Below are 14,381 nucleotides of genomic sequence, written 5' to 3' on the forward strand. Positions count from 1 at the left end.
GCGTACCGGCTGGTGCGCCGGATAACCCCTGCAGTGCAGGCATTGCGAACCTCCCTAAGGACCATGGCCCGCGGATGGGCATGTCACTGAACCTGAGCGGTTCGCCGGACGGGATCCGCTGTTGACCAGAAGGGCGCACTTACAGAGTGGTTCTTGTTTTCGGCTTGGGGAATCAGAACTTTCCCAAGACGGCCGAAGAAACATCTCAAGTTAGGTGTTTGCAACACTCAGGGGAGTGCTCCTGGACGCTACCGTCTGCAATGCGATATACACGATCTGCCGCCCGGACCAGCGCATGTCGATGCGTTGCCACGATCAGCGTTGGCACCCGCTCCCGGACACGCGCAAAGATGCGCTCCTCGCGTTGTGGATCGAGCGATGAGGTGGGTTCGTCCAGAATGAGGACCGCCGGGCGGCGAGCGAGCGCTCTACCCAGCGCGACGCGCTGGCGTTCCCCTCCTGACAGGTCCCTGCCTTGAATGCCCAGCGGACGATCCAGGATGTCGTCGTTTCCGTCTGCGGCGATCTCATTCAATTCAAGCAAGGCAACGAGTTCGTGCAGCGCGCGTTCTGAAGGCGGGTTGTCACAGCCGTAGGTCAGATTCTCCCTGAGTGAGCCGGTCAGGATCATCGGCGCCTGAGGTGCGACAGCGACTTCGCTTGCGATATCGCTGACCGACAGTTTGCTGACCTCCGCACCAAATAGATGGACTGTGCCAGCCGCGGGGCGCGCGAGTCCAAGCATCAGGTGAACCAGGCTCGATTTGCCCGCACCCGATGGCCCGATGAGCGCGACAAGCTCGCCCTGCCTGATAGTGATATTCACGTCCCGCAGAATCTGCTTTCCGGCTTGCGTGACAATTACGTTCTCAATGCGGCAGACTTCCTTCGCAGCATGGTCGATGTGTACGCTGGATTCACTGCGCTCGATTGGCATCTCCAGCAGGCCAAAACCCTCGCGCAGCGCGAGATGGTTGCGGCGCAAATCGGACAGCGATCCCGCGAGGTTGGTGAATGGCATCGCCAGTGTCACGACGTAGCCAACAACCATGACGAAATCGCCCGCACGGAGTACGGAGTGCGTGACGCCGTATGCAGTCGTCACCGAGAAAAGCGTAAGCAAGAGGCCGGTGCAGATGGCTTGCGCCGCGAGAAGAAGTGCGAGCCTGATGTTCCCGCGGGTGATCTTGCCGATATAGACATCAAGCGTGCGGTGCAACGCGGCATCTTCTCTCGCATATGCCTTGTTGAGTTTGATGTCCAGCATGAATCCGAGTCTTTCAACCAGATGGCTCGACAGCATGTCGACACCGCTGAAGATCTCTTCATGAGCGCTTTTGCTTTGCTCTGCGAGGAACCATGTCGCGGCAAAGAGAAGCAACACGGAGACGGCAAATCCGAGAGCAAACGCGCCGTCGGTCAGTTGCCACAGAACGACGCTGGAAAGTACCAGCTGGAGAACAATCGGGATGATTGCCCAGAACACCGAAAACGTGATTGCACTGAAAGCGGCCCGGCTTCGCGCAATGACTGAGACCAGCTTGCCTGGGTCCTCCGCATTCAGGCGCGGGTAGTCAGCCCTGATCAGTCTGGCAAAGATGGCGCCGTGGAATGCGGCATCACACCTGGCGAGGACGGCCGTGAAAATCATCGCTTTCAGCCACTCAAAGGCGCGCGCGGTTGTCCAGGCGAGTCCGTACGCGGCTGCCAGAATCACCGGCATGGCGGTAGCGCCAAGCGTGGCGTCTACAGACAGAGCATTGGTTGTCTCACGCAAGAGGTAGGGAACAAGCGTTGATAATGCCGCGGACAGCGCTACAAACAGGGTTGCTCCGCAGAAGTGCATTGGCAAGCCTGGGTACTTTCTGACCGCGATTCGGTAGGCGAAGATCCAGTCCTTATACAAATCCAACAGAAACCTCATCGCGGGTCACCTTCAGAGATCGAAGTCATGCGGGGTCTCTGGACCAGACTTGGTCATTTCACACTGTTCGAGACCCATCTGCTCGCAGATTAAGGTGTGTTGCCAGACAATGGTCGTCAGAGTATTCGGAACATTGCAGAAGAATTTTCTGTCGATTCGCGATATGCGGGGAAGGCTGGCTGCGACGCAGCGAGAATCCTCGCAGACGCCTAGCGAGATCAACGCCGTAATCGAGGAAAACCATGATCTTTGCCGTTCGCTTCCACGACAAGCCTGACCAGCTGGCTCTGCGCAACGCTTTTTTGCAGACCCATCTCGATTGGCTAGCCCAGCATCGCGACATGATCCCGATCGCCGGTTCTTTGCGCGAAGCTCCGAATGAAGGCGCGGTTGGCGGGCTCTGGATTGTCCGGGCTGCGGACCGAGCGGAGGTCGAGGCCCTCATTCAAACGGACCCGTTCTGGACGCAAGGGCTACGCGAGCGCGTGGAGATCCACAGCTGGCAAAGGGCTTTCGATGAACCGATGACGCTTTGAGTCTTGGTTTCGACCTGAAACTGAGAAAACTCGTTACTTCTTCTGTCGCACGCGCACCGGCCGACTCGGGCTTCCAAAAACGCGACCACGTCCGCTTACCGGCTGCAGCCGTTTCCATCACCTTTGCAGAATCGGCCGCATATCTTTGCGGATTTGCTCCGTTGCCACGACCCCATTGTGCCAACTACCTTGGGCAAGCATGCAACGCGCATTATCTGTATGCCCTGGTGGACGGCGCGCTGTATCAGCAGTATCGGGAGCGACAGCTTGAACACCTGCCCGGCGTGGTGGTTGCCTTGTTCTCCGGTACAGCGGATGACGCGCTCGCACATGCGGGCCCTTGGTTGGTTGATGCGACGCAGGCAAATGAAGTAGTCCTGCGTGACTTGATCTCACTGGAAATGGCGGCGCCGGCCGTCACCTGGCTCATCGCCGAAGCTGATCTCACGGGGCTTTCACAACTGCTGCAGGTGAGACTCGACGTTAAGCTGCCCGACGGACGAACTGCGCTCTTGCGGTTTTGGGACCCACGTGTGCTGGCAGCTCTTTTTCAATTGATGGCAGGCGATCAACGGACGGAATTCTTCGGTCATATCCACGAATGGCATTTCCTGGACAAGGGCATCAGAGTCTGGATAGGGAGACAGCATGCTGACGCTCAGTGAGACGCAATGGCAGGCGCTGCGGCACTTAGAAATTCAGAACTTCGTCGGCGCGGTATGCGAACAGTTTCTGGCCCATCGTCCGGAATTGTTGCGGACCCCGGGTAGAGAGGAAATCTGCAGCCGAATGCAAGCGGGTTATAGCTTGGCGGCAGAGTCAGGTCTTCTGTCGACTCAATGCATCGTGAAGTTGCTCTATCTCTGCGCAGATGCACCGCAGATAGCAACGGATCGCCAAATCCGCGCTTATCTCTCGAAGCCGGGAGCAACCCCGCAACAAAGACTGGATGACCTGTCGGCGGTGATGAAGCTCGTTCTCAAGGAGACCGGTTGATGGCGACGCTTGCAATTCCTGCTATCCGTTTGATCGCGTCAAGAGTGCTTCAGTGGCTTGGAGCCGCAGCGGCGGCCGGCGCTGCAACGGAGGCAGCGCGTCAACGGACGGAGGAAGCTGAGAACTCGAGAACCACTCCTATCTCACGTGCTGAGTCTCCGGCAAAAGAAAAGGATAGATGTGAAGAATGTCCACCTGATCATGGCGGGATTGTGCTTCAGCCGACAGCAGGGTGGAGCGCCGAAGCTATTTCGTATCAGCGCCGCGTCTCTGGTATGCCGGATGCGGCTGAAGGATTTCTGTGCGAATGGAGCTTCAACGGCGTTAGGTTCGATGGTTTTGCATCAGGACAGTGTCTTTTGAAAGAGGCGAAATCTACCTATGACCAGTTTTTTGATGCGGATGGGGAGTTTCGTTATCCGTTTCAAAAAAAGATCTTTGCAGTAATGACTGCCAGTGCTGTACGGCAGGAACAAGCAGCGCAGCCGATTCCACCGACGCGATTGCGGTGGCATTTCATGGAGCCCATATCGTTCGCGTATATGCGAGAGGCGATCGGAGAAGCGGCGCCGCGTATTGAGGTCGTCTTCATTCCCTGATACTGGCTATGTCACACGAACTGAAGCTGCGATTTAGGCTCGCATCCGATCCACGGCTCACTTTGAAAGATCATCTGTCCCTCGTCCAGCAGCTAACGCGATTTCTGGGAACACAAGACGCGCTGCTCGATGAATCCGCGTGGCTGTTGGCAGCTGACACGAAAGAGGACTCTTACCGGTACTTGGTCTTCGACAGACAAGGCCCCACCACGGCTGCACTGTCGGTCCTGGACCAGGAGTTGGAAGGAGAGAATGCCATAAAGACCTTCGTCATATGGAATGGGCAGCTCGCGAAGTCGCAAGGCGCGTCCATTTCTTACTTTTTTGATCGGGCTGACGGTGCGGCGTCGGCGATGAGTCTTACTCTAGGGTCTAAGCCTCCAGCGAGTCGATTGGGCCCTTGGTCCACGGTTGCCAAGGTCTTGAGCGAGGCGGTAAAGATCTGGCGCCCGTTAGTCGCTACCGTCGATACACAGAAGTATGTTCAAGTCTTTCCGGATCGTCCTGCTGTAGGCTGGATGCTCTACCTGCCGATGCTCCTCACGGAGCAGCAAATTCCGGAAGCTCGCGCACTGATTAGCGTGCCCGACGAGGACAACAAGCGAGTGGGAACGATTGTCGTGAGCGTAACCGACGCGCCTTTTTCCGGCACCGATCCGGAACACGTCAGGGCGGCAAATGCCATTGAGGTTCGGCTCGTCGATCAAGACTTGCTACCGAGATACATTGACCTGTAGAAAGTACTGTCGGCTGCAGACCTGTCAGGCGGTAAGGAACATGAGGTGACAAGAAGCCAATCAAGTAGCGCCGCTATCTTAGTTTTCCTACAGGGTGCACTGTTCTGGACTGCATCAACTACCGCTACCGGCTTTTTTCCAATCCTGGCGGCGAGCCTGCGCCTGTCTGCCTTTGAGGCAGGTATGTTCCTCGCCGGAGCCGCCCTCGGGCGAACGTTATTTCAGCCTTGCGCCGGATTGATCATAAGCCCGGGCAATGCGGGTCGCTACTACCTGACCGGCCTGGGATGTTCTCTCGTCAGTAGCATTGTGATGGCCTGCTGCGACCATGCATTTTGGGTGATATCGGCACGCTTTGTGGAGGGGGTGGGCTTGTCATTGTTCGTTGTATCCTGGCGAACGTTGCTGAACCGGAGGGCTGGCCTTCCCGGTTTCGACGCTGTCAATGAAAGCTATGTGTTATCACAGAACACCGGCCGGTTGATTGGACCTGCCATCGGCGGCGTGCTTGTGGCTCACTTCGGTATCCAGGCTGCCTTTGTCTTTCCGGCGCTACTGTATTCGTTATGCCTTCTGGTTACGAGCCATCGACAAGATTCCACCCGAGCCGAGTCTAGCCGGAAGGAACGAAGCTCAACGAAGTTCTCGGATCAGATTCACGCCCTTCGGCAGCAAAAAAGCATCTTGTTCGTTCACCATGTGCAGTTCTTCTGCCTGGGATTGTGGCTGGCGGGCTGGCCAATCTATGCAGTTGCAGCACATCGGCTCTCGCCCGAGCAGTTAGGCTATTCGTTTACGATGGCAGCGGCCGGAGGATTGGCCTTATTCCTCGTCAGTCCATGGACGTCGAGACTTTCTATCCGACACAGATTGGCCCTGGCCTTGACCTTACTGTGCACCCAACCCTTGGCAGCACTATTCACACAGCATTGGTCGCTGTTGCTTGGCCTTGGTTTCGCAGTGGGTGGGCTGGGGGTCTCTATTTACTTCACGAGCTTTCACCGCTTGCTGACTGACAGCTATTCACTGGAGCAGATCCCGTTCGTCTATGGCATGCTGGGGTCCAGCACTTTTCTATGCCAGGCCGCCGGACAAGCGATCACTCCCTTCTTGTCGGAATATTTTTCGCCGGAAGCCCCAATCCTCCTTGATGCCGTGATGTTGGTGGGGTGTTTTACTTTTCTTGCCTTGGCCAAAGTAAGGCAAAGCCTCCCTTGATAGGTGGGTGCAAGATGCCCGTGACGTCGTAGTATGCAAGCCGGGGGACGCCGGTGACGGAGGCGGATATTCTGGTCGCTTGCCGGGAACGGCTCACCGGATTCAAGCGGGGGACAGCCGTTGAATTCCTCGGTGGTCTGCCGCGTAATGCGGTCGGGAAGATCCTGAAGCAGGCGTTGCGGACGCTGCGGTGATTGTTGGTGGGGCCTTGTCTGGACACGGGAAACCGGCAATTGCCGGGGCTCGATGTTGAGCGGAAAATGGGCGAGCACGCGCAGCTATTGCTCGTGGCAGTTTCTCCAACTTCCTTCCGTAGCTCGACCCAACGACGCCGACCCGCGCGCAGACCATCGTGACGTCCCCCGCCCACTCGCGCCAACCCCGGCTGCATTTCGACCTCACGACGATCCAGCTCTTCATCGCGGTCGCCGACCAGGGCAGCATCACCCGCGGCGCCGAACGCCTCCACCTGGCCCCGGCCGCCGCCTCCCGCCGCATCCTCGAGCTCGAATCCCAGCTCGGCGTTTCCCTGTTCGAGCGCCTGCCCCATGGCATGGCCTGTACCGAAGCCGGCCGCGCGCTGCTGGCCCACGCCCGCGGCATTACCCACACCGTCCAGCGCATGCAGGACGACGCCGCGTCCTTCGTCGGCGGCGACCTCGGCGTGGTGCGGGTGGCCGCGCCCAAGTCCGCCGTGATCCAGTTCCTGCCGTTCGACATCCAGCGCTGCGCCACGGAATGCCCCGGTGTCCGGATCGACCTGCAGGAAATGAACAGCCAGGAAGTCCAGCAGTCGCTGCGCCGGGGCACTGTCGATATCGGTATTTATGAAGGCAGCCTGGGTGTGGTCGACCTGCCGACGGCGCCGTACCGGAGCGACCGGCTGGTGCTGGTGGTGGCGCGCGGCCATGCGCTGGCGAAGCGCAGGAAGGTGACGACGGAGGACGTGCTGGACTGTGACCTGATCGTGCTGGGCGAGAGTTCGGCGATTTCCGTGGGGCTGGAGCGGCTGGCGGAAGATGCGGGGCGGGTGTTGCGGATGCGCATGCGGGTGAGCGGGTTCGACAGCATCGCGGCGCTGGTGGCGCAGAACCTGGGCGGCGGGGTGATGCCGGAGGCGATCGCGCGCGAGGTGGCGGGGGGCAGCCGCTTCGTGCGGTTGCCGATCGCGGGGGAGTGGGCGGCGCGGCATTTTGTGCTGTGCCATCGGCCTCATGGGGTGCTGTCGTCGGCGGCGCTGAGCGTGCTGCAGGTGCTTGCGCAAAACGCGAAACCTGAATCCCGAAAATAGCGATAGCCCTGGGCCGGTGCATTGCGCAAGATGGACTCCAAACGATAGAGGAGACACGCAATGCAGCGCAGGCAATTTCTTCTGGCGGCCGCGGCCGGGCTGGCGGTGCCCGGCCTGGTGCGCGCGGCCAATGTGGCGGGGCCGGTTCGTATCGTGGTGGGCTTTGCCCCCGGCGGCGGCACGGACGTGCTGGCGCGGGTGATCGGGCAGAAGCTGGGCGTGATGTGGAACACCAGCGTGGTGGTGGAGAACAAGCCCGGCGCCACCGGTGCGATTGCCGCGGCCTATGTGGCCAAGCAGCCGCCTGACGGAACCACGCTGCTGATGGCGCATGTCAACAGCCATGCGATCGCGCCGGCGTTGCTGGACGTCAAGTACGACCCGCGCGCGGACTTCACGCCGATCTCGATGGTCGGGGTCACGCCCAATATGCTGACCTGCCGTCCGGAACAGAAGGTGCGCACGGTTTCGGACATCGTGGCGCTGTGCCGCAAGAACCCGGGCAAGATCTCGTTCGGCTCTTCGGGCATCGGCTCGGCGCAGCACCTGGCGCTGGAACTGTTCCGGATGCAGGCGAAGATCGACGTGGTCCACGTGCCGTACAAGGGCTCGGGCCCGCTGGTGGCGGACCTGCTCGGCGGCCAGATCGACTATGCCTTCGACACCATGACCGCGGCCACGCCGTTCGTCCAGCAGGGCAAGGTGATCGCGATCGCGCAGACGCGCCTGAAGCGCGCGGCCAGCCATCCAAGCGTGCCGACACTGGCGGAGTCGGGCTTCCCGGGCCTGGACGCGGCGTCGTGGTACGGGCTGGTCGGCCCGAAGGGGATGCCGCCGGCGCTGGCGCAGCGCATGAACGAAGACGTCAACCGCGTGCTGGCGATGCCGGACGTGGCGGAGCGGCTGAAGAGCTTCGGCGCCGAGGACTCGGGCGGATCGAACCAGCAGTTCGCCGCCTACATCACCGCGGAATCGGCCAAATGGGCCAAGGTGATCAAGGACGCCGGCGTGAAGGCGGAAAGCTGATGGGCGACCGCCGACGCACCGATGCACGCAGCACGAACCAATTTCCCAGGATGCAACCGATGATGGATTCCCGCGACGCAAGCGCCGACACAACCCACGCCAACGCTGCGCGCCTGCCGCTTGCCGGCGTACGCGTGCTCGATGTCAGCCAGGTCATGGCCGGCCCTTACGCCTGCATGCTGCTGGCGGACCTGGGCGCCGACGTGATCAAGATCGAGCCGCCCGACGGCGGCGACCAGACGCGCGGCTCGATGGGGTTCAAGATGAAGGGCCCGGACAGCATGGGTTTCCTCAACATGAACCGCAACAAGCGCAGCGTCACGCTGGACCTGAAGACCGAATCCGGCCGCGAGGTGCTGTACCGGCTGGCGGAAACCGCCGACATCCTGGTCGAGAACTATCGCCCCGGGGTGATGAAGCGCCTGGGCATCGACTACGAGACCCTCAGCCATATCAACCCGAAGCTGGTCTACTGCAGCATCTCGGGCTTCGGCCAGAGCGGGCCGTGGGCGACGCGGCCGGGTTTCGACCTGATGGCGCAGGCGATGTCGGGCGTGATGAGCGTGACGGGCTATCCGGGCGGCGCGCCGGTGAAGGCGGGCGTGCCGGTGGCCGATATCGGCTGTGCGCTGTTCGCGACCTACGGCATGCTGTCCGCCTATATCGGCGCGAAAGAGACCGGCAGGGGACAGTATGTCGATGCGTCGCTGTTCGATTCCGCGCTGGCGTTCTCGGTGTGGGACACCTGCGAATACTGGGGCACCGGGCGCGAGCCCGAGCCGCTCGGCACCGCCAACCGCATGAGCGCGCCGTACCAGGCGATGAAGGCCGCCGATGGCTACTTCGTGATGGGCGCGACCAACCAGAAGCTGTGGCAGCTGCTGTGCAAGACGCTGGACCGGCCCGACCTGCTGGCGGACGAACGCTTTGCCACGGTCGCGCTGCGCCTGGCCAACCGGCAGGCACTGATCGGCGCGCTGGAAGAGAGCTTCGGCAAGCAGAGTGCCGACTACTGGATCGAGCAACTGCTAGCCGTCGGCATTCCGGCCGGGCCGATCCTGACCTATCCGCAGGCGTTCGACAGCGAGCACGGCAGGCACCGCCAGATGCGCATCGAGATCGATCATCCGATCGAGGGCAAGGTGCCCAATATCGGCTTCGCGGTGAAGATGGGCGGCACGCCGCAGCAGGTGCGGCGCCCGCCGCCGCTGCTGGGCCAGCACACCGCCGAGATCCTCGCCGAGCTGGGGATGTCGCAGGACGAACAGCAGTCGCTGGCCGCGGCCGGCGCGTTCGGCGCATGAGCGCCCCGCTGCAGGCGGCCGGCGAAGGCCGGGTCACGCTGACCAGGCAGGGCAGGATCGCGACGCTGACGTTCGACCGCCCGGCCGCGCGCAATGCGATGACGTGGGCAATGTACGGGCAGCTCGCCGAACACTGCCGCGTGCTGGCCGCGGAAGGCACCGCCGGCGCGCGCGTGGCGGTGCTGCGCGGCGCCGGCGGCGAGGCCTTTGTCGCGGGGACCGACATCGCGCAGTTCCGGCAGTTTTCCGGCAGCGACGACGGGGTCGCGTATGAAGCGCGCATCGACGAGGGCATCGCGCTGGTCGAGCAGCTGCCGATGCCTACGGTTGCGGTCATCGAAGGCTGGGCGGTGGGCGGCGGGCTGGCCATCGCCACCGCGTGCGACTTCAGGCTGGCGACGCCCAAGGCCCGCTTCGGCGTGCCGATCGCGAAGACGCTGGGCAATACGCTGTCGGCGCAGAACCTGGCCAAGCTGCGCGCGGCGTGGGGACTGCAGCCGGTGCGGCGCATGCTGTTGCTGGCGCAGGTGCTCGATGCCGATGCGGCGCTGGCCTGCGGTTTTCTTGAAGGCGTGCATGCACCCGAGGCGCTGGAAGCCGAAGTCGCCGCGCTGTGCGAGCGGCTTGGCGCACTGGCGCCGGTGACGCAGGCGGTCATCAAGGAGTCATTGCGCCGCCAGACCGTAGCGGCGGTGGCCGATACCGATGACCTGGTGCGGCAGTGTTATGGCAGCGACGACTTCCGGGAAGGGGTGGAAGCCTTCGTGGGCAAGCGTCCGCCGGTGTGGAAGGGGCGTTGAATCCCCGCTTCGACCGAGGCTATCGATAAAGGCGTCGGGCCACTTCGCTGGCCGGTACGGATCGGCTGCCTGTTGCCGTTCGGCGGGCCGGCTACTTCACCGGCACCGAATAAACCACTCGCACAAACTTGGGCGCCGGCTGCCGGCCCACCACCACGCCGCCCATCGCTTCCGCAATCCGGCGGCTCTTCCAGTTCTGCTCGGCGGCCGGATATACAAAGCGCGCCGGCCGCAGGGTGGCCGTCGCCCACGCCCACACGGCCAGCACCGCTTCCTTGCCAAAGCCGTGCCCATGGGCGTCTTCGCGGATCCAGATGCCGAACTCCGGCGCCGGCGTGTCGGCATGATGCAGCCCGGCCAGGCCGAGGAAAAGACCGTCGCCGCTCCGACGGACGGTGAAGACGAAGTCGGTGCCTTTTTCCATAGCCGGCAGCCACGCCTGCCAGACGTCGCGAAACGCCTCGGGCGACGGGGCGGGATCCCATTCCATGTAGCGGGCGAGCGTGGGGGTGATGCAGGGCCACGCCTCGGCCGCGTCGTGGCCGCAGAAGGGCGACAAGGTCAGGCGGTCGGAGTGGATCAGCGGGACGGACATAGTCATGGGGGCAGGCTGGCTCGGCCGGTTGCGAACCAGTTATGCCGCAGTGTACGCCTCCCAGTTCTCCCACTTGCGGTACCGGATGCGAGGGCACGAGCCCGTGCCTCGTACTCCGACTTCCGACTCAACTTACGGATCTCCCTGCCGATAAGAGCCATGCCAAACCAGCGCCTGCGCTGGGGCGTCCCCATGCCCATCGGAAATCCGTAATGAAGATCGCAGTCAAACTTCCGCTCGCCTTCGCGGCGGCGCTTATCGTCATGTTCGCCGGCGCGCTGTATGGCCTGAGCACCCTGAACCGATCGATTGACGACTACAACCATGTGGTGCTCGAAAGGGTCGAGGAAGAACGGCTGGTCACGGCGATGCTGGTGGATTTCAAGGAGCAGATCCAGGAGTGGAAGAACACGATCCTGAGCGGCAGCGACGCGGCCCGGCTCGACAAGCACTGGGCCGCCTTCGGCGCGCGCGAGGCGGCGATCCGCGAGCGTGGCGCGGTGCTGGCCAGGCGCCTGCCCGACGGCAAATCGATGGAGCTGGTCGCGCAGTTCGCCAGCGCGCACGCCGCGATGGGCGAGGGCTATCGGCGCGGCTTCGAGTCCTTCAAGGCGGCTGGTTTCGAACCGGCTGCAGGTGACCGCGTCGTGGCTGGTGTGGACCGCGAACCGGCGCGGCTGCTGCAGGAAGCTGCGCGACTGATCGCGTCCGACGCCGCGGCCGTGTCCGCGCAGACGGCAGCCAAGGCGAGCCGTGCCGCCACGCTGAGCTATGCGCTGATGTTTGCCGCGTTCGTCTGCGGGCTGGCAGGCGCGATGGTGTTCAGCCGTGCCCTGACGCGTCCGCTGTCCCGTGCGCTGAACGTGGCCCAGACCGTTGCCAGGGGCGACCTGTCGAGCCGCATCGATACGCGCGGCAAGGACGAGATCGCCGCGCTGATGCAGGCGCTGCAAGAGATGCAGCACAGCTTGTCCGATGTGGTCGGACTGGTGCGTCGCAACGCCGAGGGCGTAGCGGCGGCCAGCGCGCAGATTGCCAACGGCAACTTCGATCTGTCGGCGCGCACCGAGCAGCAGGCGGCTTCGCTGGAGGAGACCGCCGCGAGCATGGATGAACTGACGCTGACCGTTCGCGCCAATGCCGAGAACATCGAACAGGTCTCGCAGCAGACCGCGCTGGCTCGCGATATCGCGGGGCGCAGCGCCGATGTGATGGGCGCTGTCGTCGCCACCATGCAGGAGATCGCGGAGCGCTCGGCCAAGGTGGGCGATATCGTCGGCGTGATCGAAGGCATCGCCTTCCAGACCAACCTGCTGGCGCTGAACGCGGCCGTCGAAGCGGCGCGCGCCGGCGAGCAGGGGCGCGGCTTTGCCGTGGTCGCCAACGAGGTGCGCACGCTCGCGCAGCGCAGCGCGGTGGCCTCGCGCGAAATCAAGGCGCTGATCGACGTTGCAGTCGATCGCGTCGCGGCCGGCCACGCACTGGTCGGCAACGCCGGCGGCACGATCGAAGAGATGACGGCGGCGATGGCGCAGGTCTCGCGCATCGTCAACGAGATCGCGGCGGCGTCGGGCGAGCAGCGCCACGGCATCGAGCAGGTCAATCAGGCGGTCGGCCAGCTCGACGAGGTCACGCAGCAGAACGCCGCGCTGGTCGAGCAGGCTTCGGCGGCGACGCAGTCGATGGCGGAACAGGCGCGCGCGCTGCGCGAGGCGGTGGCGGTGTTCAGGTTGGGTGGGGTGGCGGTGGCGTAAGCGAAGGGGCGATGCCCGTTCCGCTACCGCAGGTCTGAACGTCGTCGTTGTTGTGCGCGCGGAACTACCACCGTCTTTCTGGCCACGAACGCCTCATGGAAAAAGTTGTCATCTGACAACCTTTTCTGGTGCGACTAGCCTTGTTGGCCTGCTAGTCAACTGCTTGCATCGGCACGAAGTCGTGATGTCGGTCGAGCTGAAGGAGACACCACCGCCATGGAATACGCGTTCACCTTGAGATACCAGTTGTCGGCGGATGACAGCGATCCCGACACGCTGGTCGAACGCCTCTATGAAGCCGGGTGCGATGATGCGACCGTCGGTACCGGCGTGGTCGGCCGGATTGCGCTCACGTTCGACCGGGAAGCGGAATCAGCGGCCGACGCCATTGTCAGCGCGCTTACCAATGCCAGGCGCGCGATGCCGTCCGCCACGCTGATCGAAGCGGCACCGGACCTCGTTGGCCTGACGGACATTGCCGACACCCTCGGCATGTCGCGCCAGAACATGCGCAAGCTGATGCTCGGCCACCCGGCCTCCTTTCCCCCGCCGGTGCACGAAGGCGCAAGTTCCCTCTGGCATTTGTGGGAAGTGCTCTTGTGGATGAGCGGCAAGGGATACGAGATCGAGCCCTCGCTCAGGGACGTCGCTGCGGCCGCGATGCAGGTCAATCTGGCCAGGAGCGCCGGAAACATCGTCCCGGCGATGGAGCGACGGCTGCGCAAGCTGGTGGCATGAGCCAGCGCGGGGCAGTACCGCGCCATGCCTTCGCGTTGTCAGGCGCCTGGCAGTTCAAGCAGCAGCGGCTGCGCCAGCCAGCGCTCTTCACAGTTGTTGCCATCGCCGCCGCGGTCGACCACGGCAAAGCATGAGGGCGCGTCCATGGCCAGCAGCATGTGGTGCCAGACACCGGCGCGGTAATTGACGCCTTGCCTGCCATTGGTGATGAACGCGCTGACGGAGTCGGCTTCGAGCGTGTCCCCGGGCGGCGCGACCACGATCAGGAAAGGGCGCTCCGAAAGCGGAATGAACGCCTGGCTGCCGAGTGGATGGCGCTCCAGCATGGCGATCTCCATCGGAAAGGCGTAGGGGCTGGCCTCGAACAGGTTGATCAGGGCACGGCCGCCGCCGAGCTCGACCGTGGCCAGGTCATGGTGGCGCGTGACCATGCCGCCGTTGATCGGAAAGGCGCCGGGATCGCCTGCAGGACGGGTCTCGATGACGTCGCCAAAGGGCGCAAAGGCAGCTGCGGTCAGCGGCTGCGGGTGCAGGCGCATGCGGGCGCCCGCCATGCGCGCAAGCGTGGTTTCCATCAATAAGTCTCCAGATCTGAGAATCACCGGCAAGCAGTTGAACGCCGCGCGAGCGATTCCGTGAATGGCTCTACTGGTCAGACCAGTTGAGCCGGATTCTGCAGCAAGTCATAGCGAAGCACAAGCGCCGGGCGGCCTCCCATTGGCCGATTTCATGCCGCTGAGGGCTTTCCCCACGTGACATCGCCTTGACACCGGCGAGGTGGCTCCCTACCATTCGGCATCAACTGGTCAGACCGGTATGACGATAAACCGGCTGCGACCGCATTGCGTCGAGACTCGAACAAC

Annotated in this window: 15 protein-coding genes; 12 read left to right on the forward strand and 3 right to left on the reverse strand. The window is 63.0% G+C overall.

What is annotated here, in order from left to right:
- Window positions 1–205 precede the first annotated feature (205 nt).
- The gene (locus tag U9J39_RS21075; protein WP_326347957.1) at window positions 206–1,924 is read right to left on the reverse strand and encodes an ABC transporter ATP-binding protein; all 1,719 of its coding nucleotides are present in this window, start codon (window positions 1,922–1,924) and stop codon (window positions 206–208) included.
- A gap of 242 nt (window positions 1,925–2,166) precedes the next feature.
- On the opposite strand from U9J39_RS21075, the gene U9J39_RS21080 reads away from it, so the two are divergent.
- From U9J39_RS21080 to U9J39_RS21125, 10 genes are all read left to right on the forward strand, one after another.
- The gene (locus U9J39_RS21080) at window positions 2,167–2,460 is read left to right on the forward strand and encodes a YciI family protein (protein WP_326347958.1); all 294 of its coding nucleotides are present in this window, start codon (window positions 2,167–2,169) and stop codon (window positions 2,458–2,460) included.
- A complete protein-coding gene (locus U9J39_RS21085; protein WP_326347959.1) occupies window positions 2,457–3,125 on the forward strand; it encodes a DUF4123 domain-containing protein in 669 nt (222 codons plus the stop codon). Before U9J39_RS21080 ends, U9J39_RS21085 begins: the two co-directional genes overlap by 4 nt.
- Window positions 3,109–3,456 (forward strand): hypothetical protein, encoded by a 348-nt coding sequence (locus U9J39_RS21090; protein ID WP_326347960.1) that lies wholly within the window; start codon window positions 3,109–3,111, stop codon window positions 3,454–3,456. Before U9J39_RS21085 ends, U9J39_RS21090 begins: the two co-directional genes overlap by 17 nt.
- Window positions 3,456–4,055, forward strand: coding sequence for a Tox-REase-5 domain-containing protein (locus tag U9J39_RS21095; protein WP_326347961.1), 600 nt, complete (start codon window positions 3,456–3,458; stop codon window positions 4,053–4,055). Before U9J39_RS21090 ends, U9J39_RS21095 begins: the two co-directional genes overlap by 1 nt.
- Window positions 4,056–4,063: 8 nt before the next feature.
- Window positions 4,064–4,792 carry an Imm52 family immunity protein gene (locus U9J39_RS21100; protein ID WP_326347962.1) on the forward strand — a complete coding sequence of 243 codons (729 nt, stop codon included), beginning with the start codon at window positions 4,064–4,066 and terminating at the stop codon, window positions 4,790–4,792.
- Between the two features lie 45 nt (window positions 4,793–4,837).
- Complete coding sequence (locus tag U9J39_RS21105; protein WP_326347963.1) at window positions 4,838–6,010, forward strand: MFS transporter; 1,173 nt, start codon at window positions 4,838–4,840, stop codon at window positions 6,008–6,010.
- Window positions 6,011–6,362: 352 nt separating this feature from the next.
- A complete protein-coding gene (locus U9J39_RS21110) occupies window positions 6,363–7,301 on the forward strand; it encodes a LysR family transcriptional regulator (RefSeq protein WP_115704811.1) in 939 nt (312 codons plus the stop codon).
- 60 nt (window positions 7,302–7,361) lie between these two features.
- A complete protein-coding gene (locus tag U9J39_RS21115; protein ID WP_115710840.1) occupies window positions 7,362–8,327 on the forward strand; it encodes a Bug family tripartite tricarboxylate transporter substrate binding protein in 966 nt (321 codons plus the stop codon).
- A gap of 59 nt (window positions 8,328–8,386) precedes the next feature.
- Window positions 8,387–9,631 (forward strand): CaiB/BaiF CoA transferase family protein, encoded by a 1,245-nt coding sequence (locus U9J39_RS21120; protein WP_115711730.1) that lies wholly within the window; start codon window positions 8,387–8,389, stop codon window positions 9,629–9,631.
- Window positions 9,628–10,431 carry an enoyl-CoA hydratase/isomerase family protein gene (locus tag U9J39_RS21125; protein WP_326347964.1) on the forward strand — a complete coding sequence of 268 codons (804 nt, stop codon included), beginning with the start codon at window positions 9,628–9,630 and terminating at the stop codon, window positions 10,429–10,431. The genes U9J39_RS21120 and U9J39_RS21125 overlap by 4 nt, the downstream gene beginning before the upstream one ends.
- Window positions 10,432–10,522: 91 nt before the next feature.
- Here U9J39_RS21125 and U9J39_RS21130 read toward each other — a convergent pair whose 3' ends face one another.
- A complete protein-coding gene (locus U9J39_RS21130) occupies window positions 10,523–11,032 on the reverse strand; it encodes a GNAT family N-acetyltransferase (protein WP_326347965.1) in 510 nt (169 codons plus the stop codon).
- 206 nt (window positions 11,033–11,238) lie between these two features.
- Here U9J39_RS21130 and U9J39_RS21135 point away from each other — a divergent pair, with 206 nt between their 5' ends.
- Together U9J39_RS21135 and U9J39_RS21140 are read left to right on the forward strand one after the other, a co-directional pair.
- Window positions 11,239–12,780, forward strand: coding sequence for a methyl-accepting chemotaxis protein (locus U9J39_RS21135; RefSeq protein WP_326347966.1), 1,542 nt, complete (start codon window positions 11,239–11,241; stop codon window positions 12,778–12,780).
- Between the two features lie 216 nt (window positions 12,781–12,996).
- Window positions 12,997–13,518, forward strand: a complete 522-nt coding sequence (locus U9J39_RS21140) for a DNA-binding protein (RefSeq protein WP_115710832.1) — start codon at window positions 12,997–12,999, stop codon at window positions 13,516–13,518.
- A 38-nt stretch (window positions 13,519–13,556) separates the two neighbouring features.
- On the opposite strand, the gene U9J39_RS21145 is transcribed toward U9J39_RS21140, so the two are convergent.
- Entirely contained in the window at window positions 13,557–14,093 is a 537-nt protein-coding gene (locus U9J39_RS21145) for an ureidoglycolate lyase (RefSeq protein WP_326347967.1), read from the reverse strand.
- Window positions 14,094–14,381: the final 288 nt, after the last annotated feature.

The organism is Cupriavidus sp. SS-3 (assembly GCF_035818815.1).
Lineage (GTDB): Bacteria > Pseudomonadota > Gammaproteobacteria > Burkholderiales > Burkholderiaceae > Cupriavidus > Cupriavidus taiwanensis_C.

What these genes read in the sequence shown, in the direction of transcription:
- U9J39_RS21090 (WP_326347960.1), top strand. Translation starts at nt 3,109, where the DNA reads ATGCTGACGCTCAGTGAGACGCAATGGCAGGCGCTGCGGCACTTAGAA.
- U9J39_RS21075 (WP_326347957.1), bottom strand. Translation starts at nt 1,924, where the DNA reads ATGAGGTTTCTGTTGGATTTGTATAAGGACTGGATCTTCGCCTACCGA.
- U9J39_RS21145 (WP_326347967.1), bottom strand. Translation starts at nt 14,093, where the DNA reads ATGGAAACCACGCTTGCGCGCATGGCGGGCGCCCGCATGCGCCTGCAC.
- U9J39_RS21100 (WP_326347962.1), top strand. Translation starts at nt 4,064, where the DNA reads ATGTCACACGAACTGAAGCTGCGATTTAGGCTCGCATCCGATCCACGG.
- U9J39_RS21095 (WP_326347961.1), top strand. Translation starts at nt 3,456, where the DNA reads ATGGCGACGCTTGCAATTCCTGCTATCCGTTTGATCGCGTCAAGAGTG.
- U9J39_RS21080 (WP_326347958.1), top strand. Translation starts at nt 2,167, where the DNA reads ATGATCTTTGCCGTTCGCTTCCACGACAAGCCTGACCAGCTGGCTCTG.
- U9J39_RS21120 (WP_115711730.1), top strand. Translation starts at nt 8,387, where the DNA reads ATGATGGATTCCCGCGACGCAAGCGCCGACACAACCCACGCCAACGCT.
- U9J39_RS21115 (WP_115710840.1), top strand. Translation starts at nt 7,362, where the DNA reads ATGCAGCGCAGGCAATTTCTTCTGGCGGCCGCGGCCGGGCTGGCGGTG.
- U9J39_RS21130 (WP_326347965.1), bottom strand. Translation starts at nt 11,032, where the DNA reads ATGACTATGTCCGTCCCGCTGATCCACTCCGACCGCCTGACCTTGTCG.
- U9J39_RS21125 (WP_326347964.1), top strand. Translation starts at nt 9,628, where the DNA reads ATGAGCGCCCCGCTGCAGGCGGCCGGCGAAGGCCGGGTCACGCTGACC.
- U9J39_RS21135 (WP_326347966.1), top strand. Translation starts at nt 11,239, where the DNA reads ATGAAGATCGCAGTCAAACTTCCGCTCGCCTTCGCGGCGGCGCTTATC.
- U9J39_RS21140 (WP_115710832.1), top strand. Translation starts at nt 12,997, where the DNA reads ATGGAATACGCGTTCACCTTGAGATACCAGTTGTCGGCGGATGACAGC.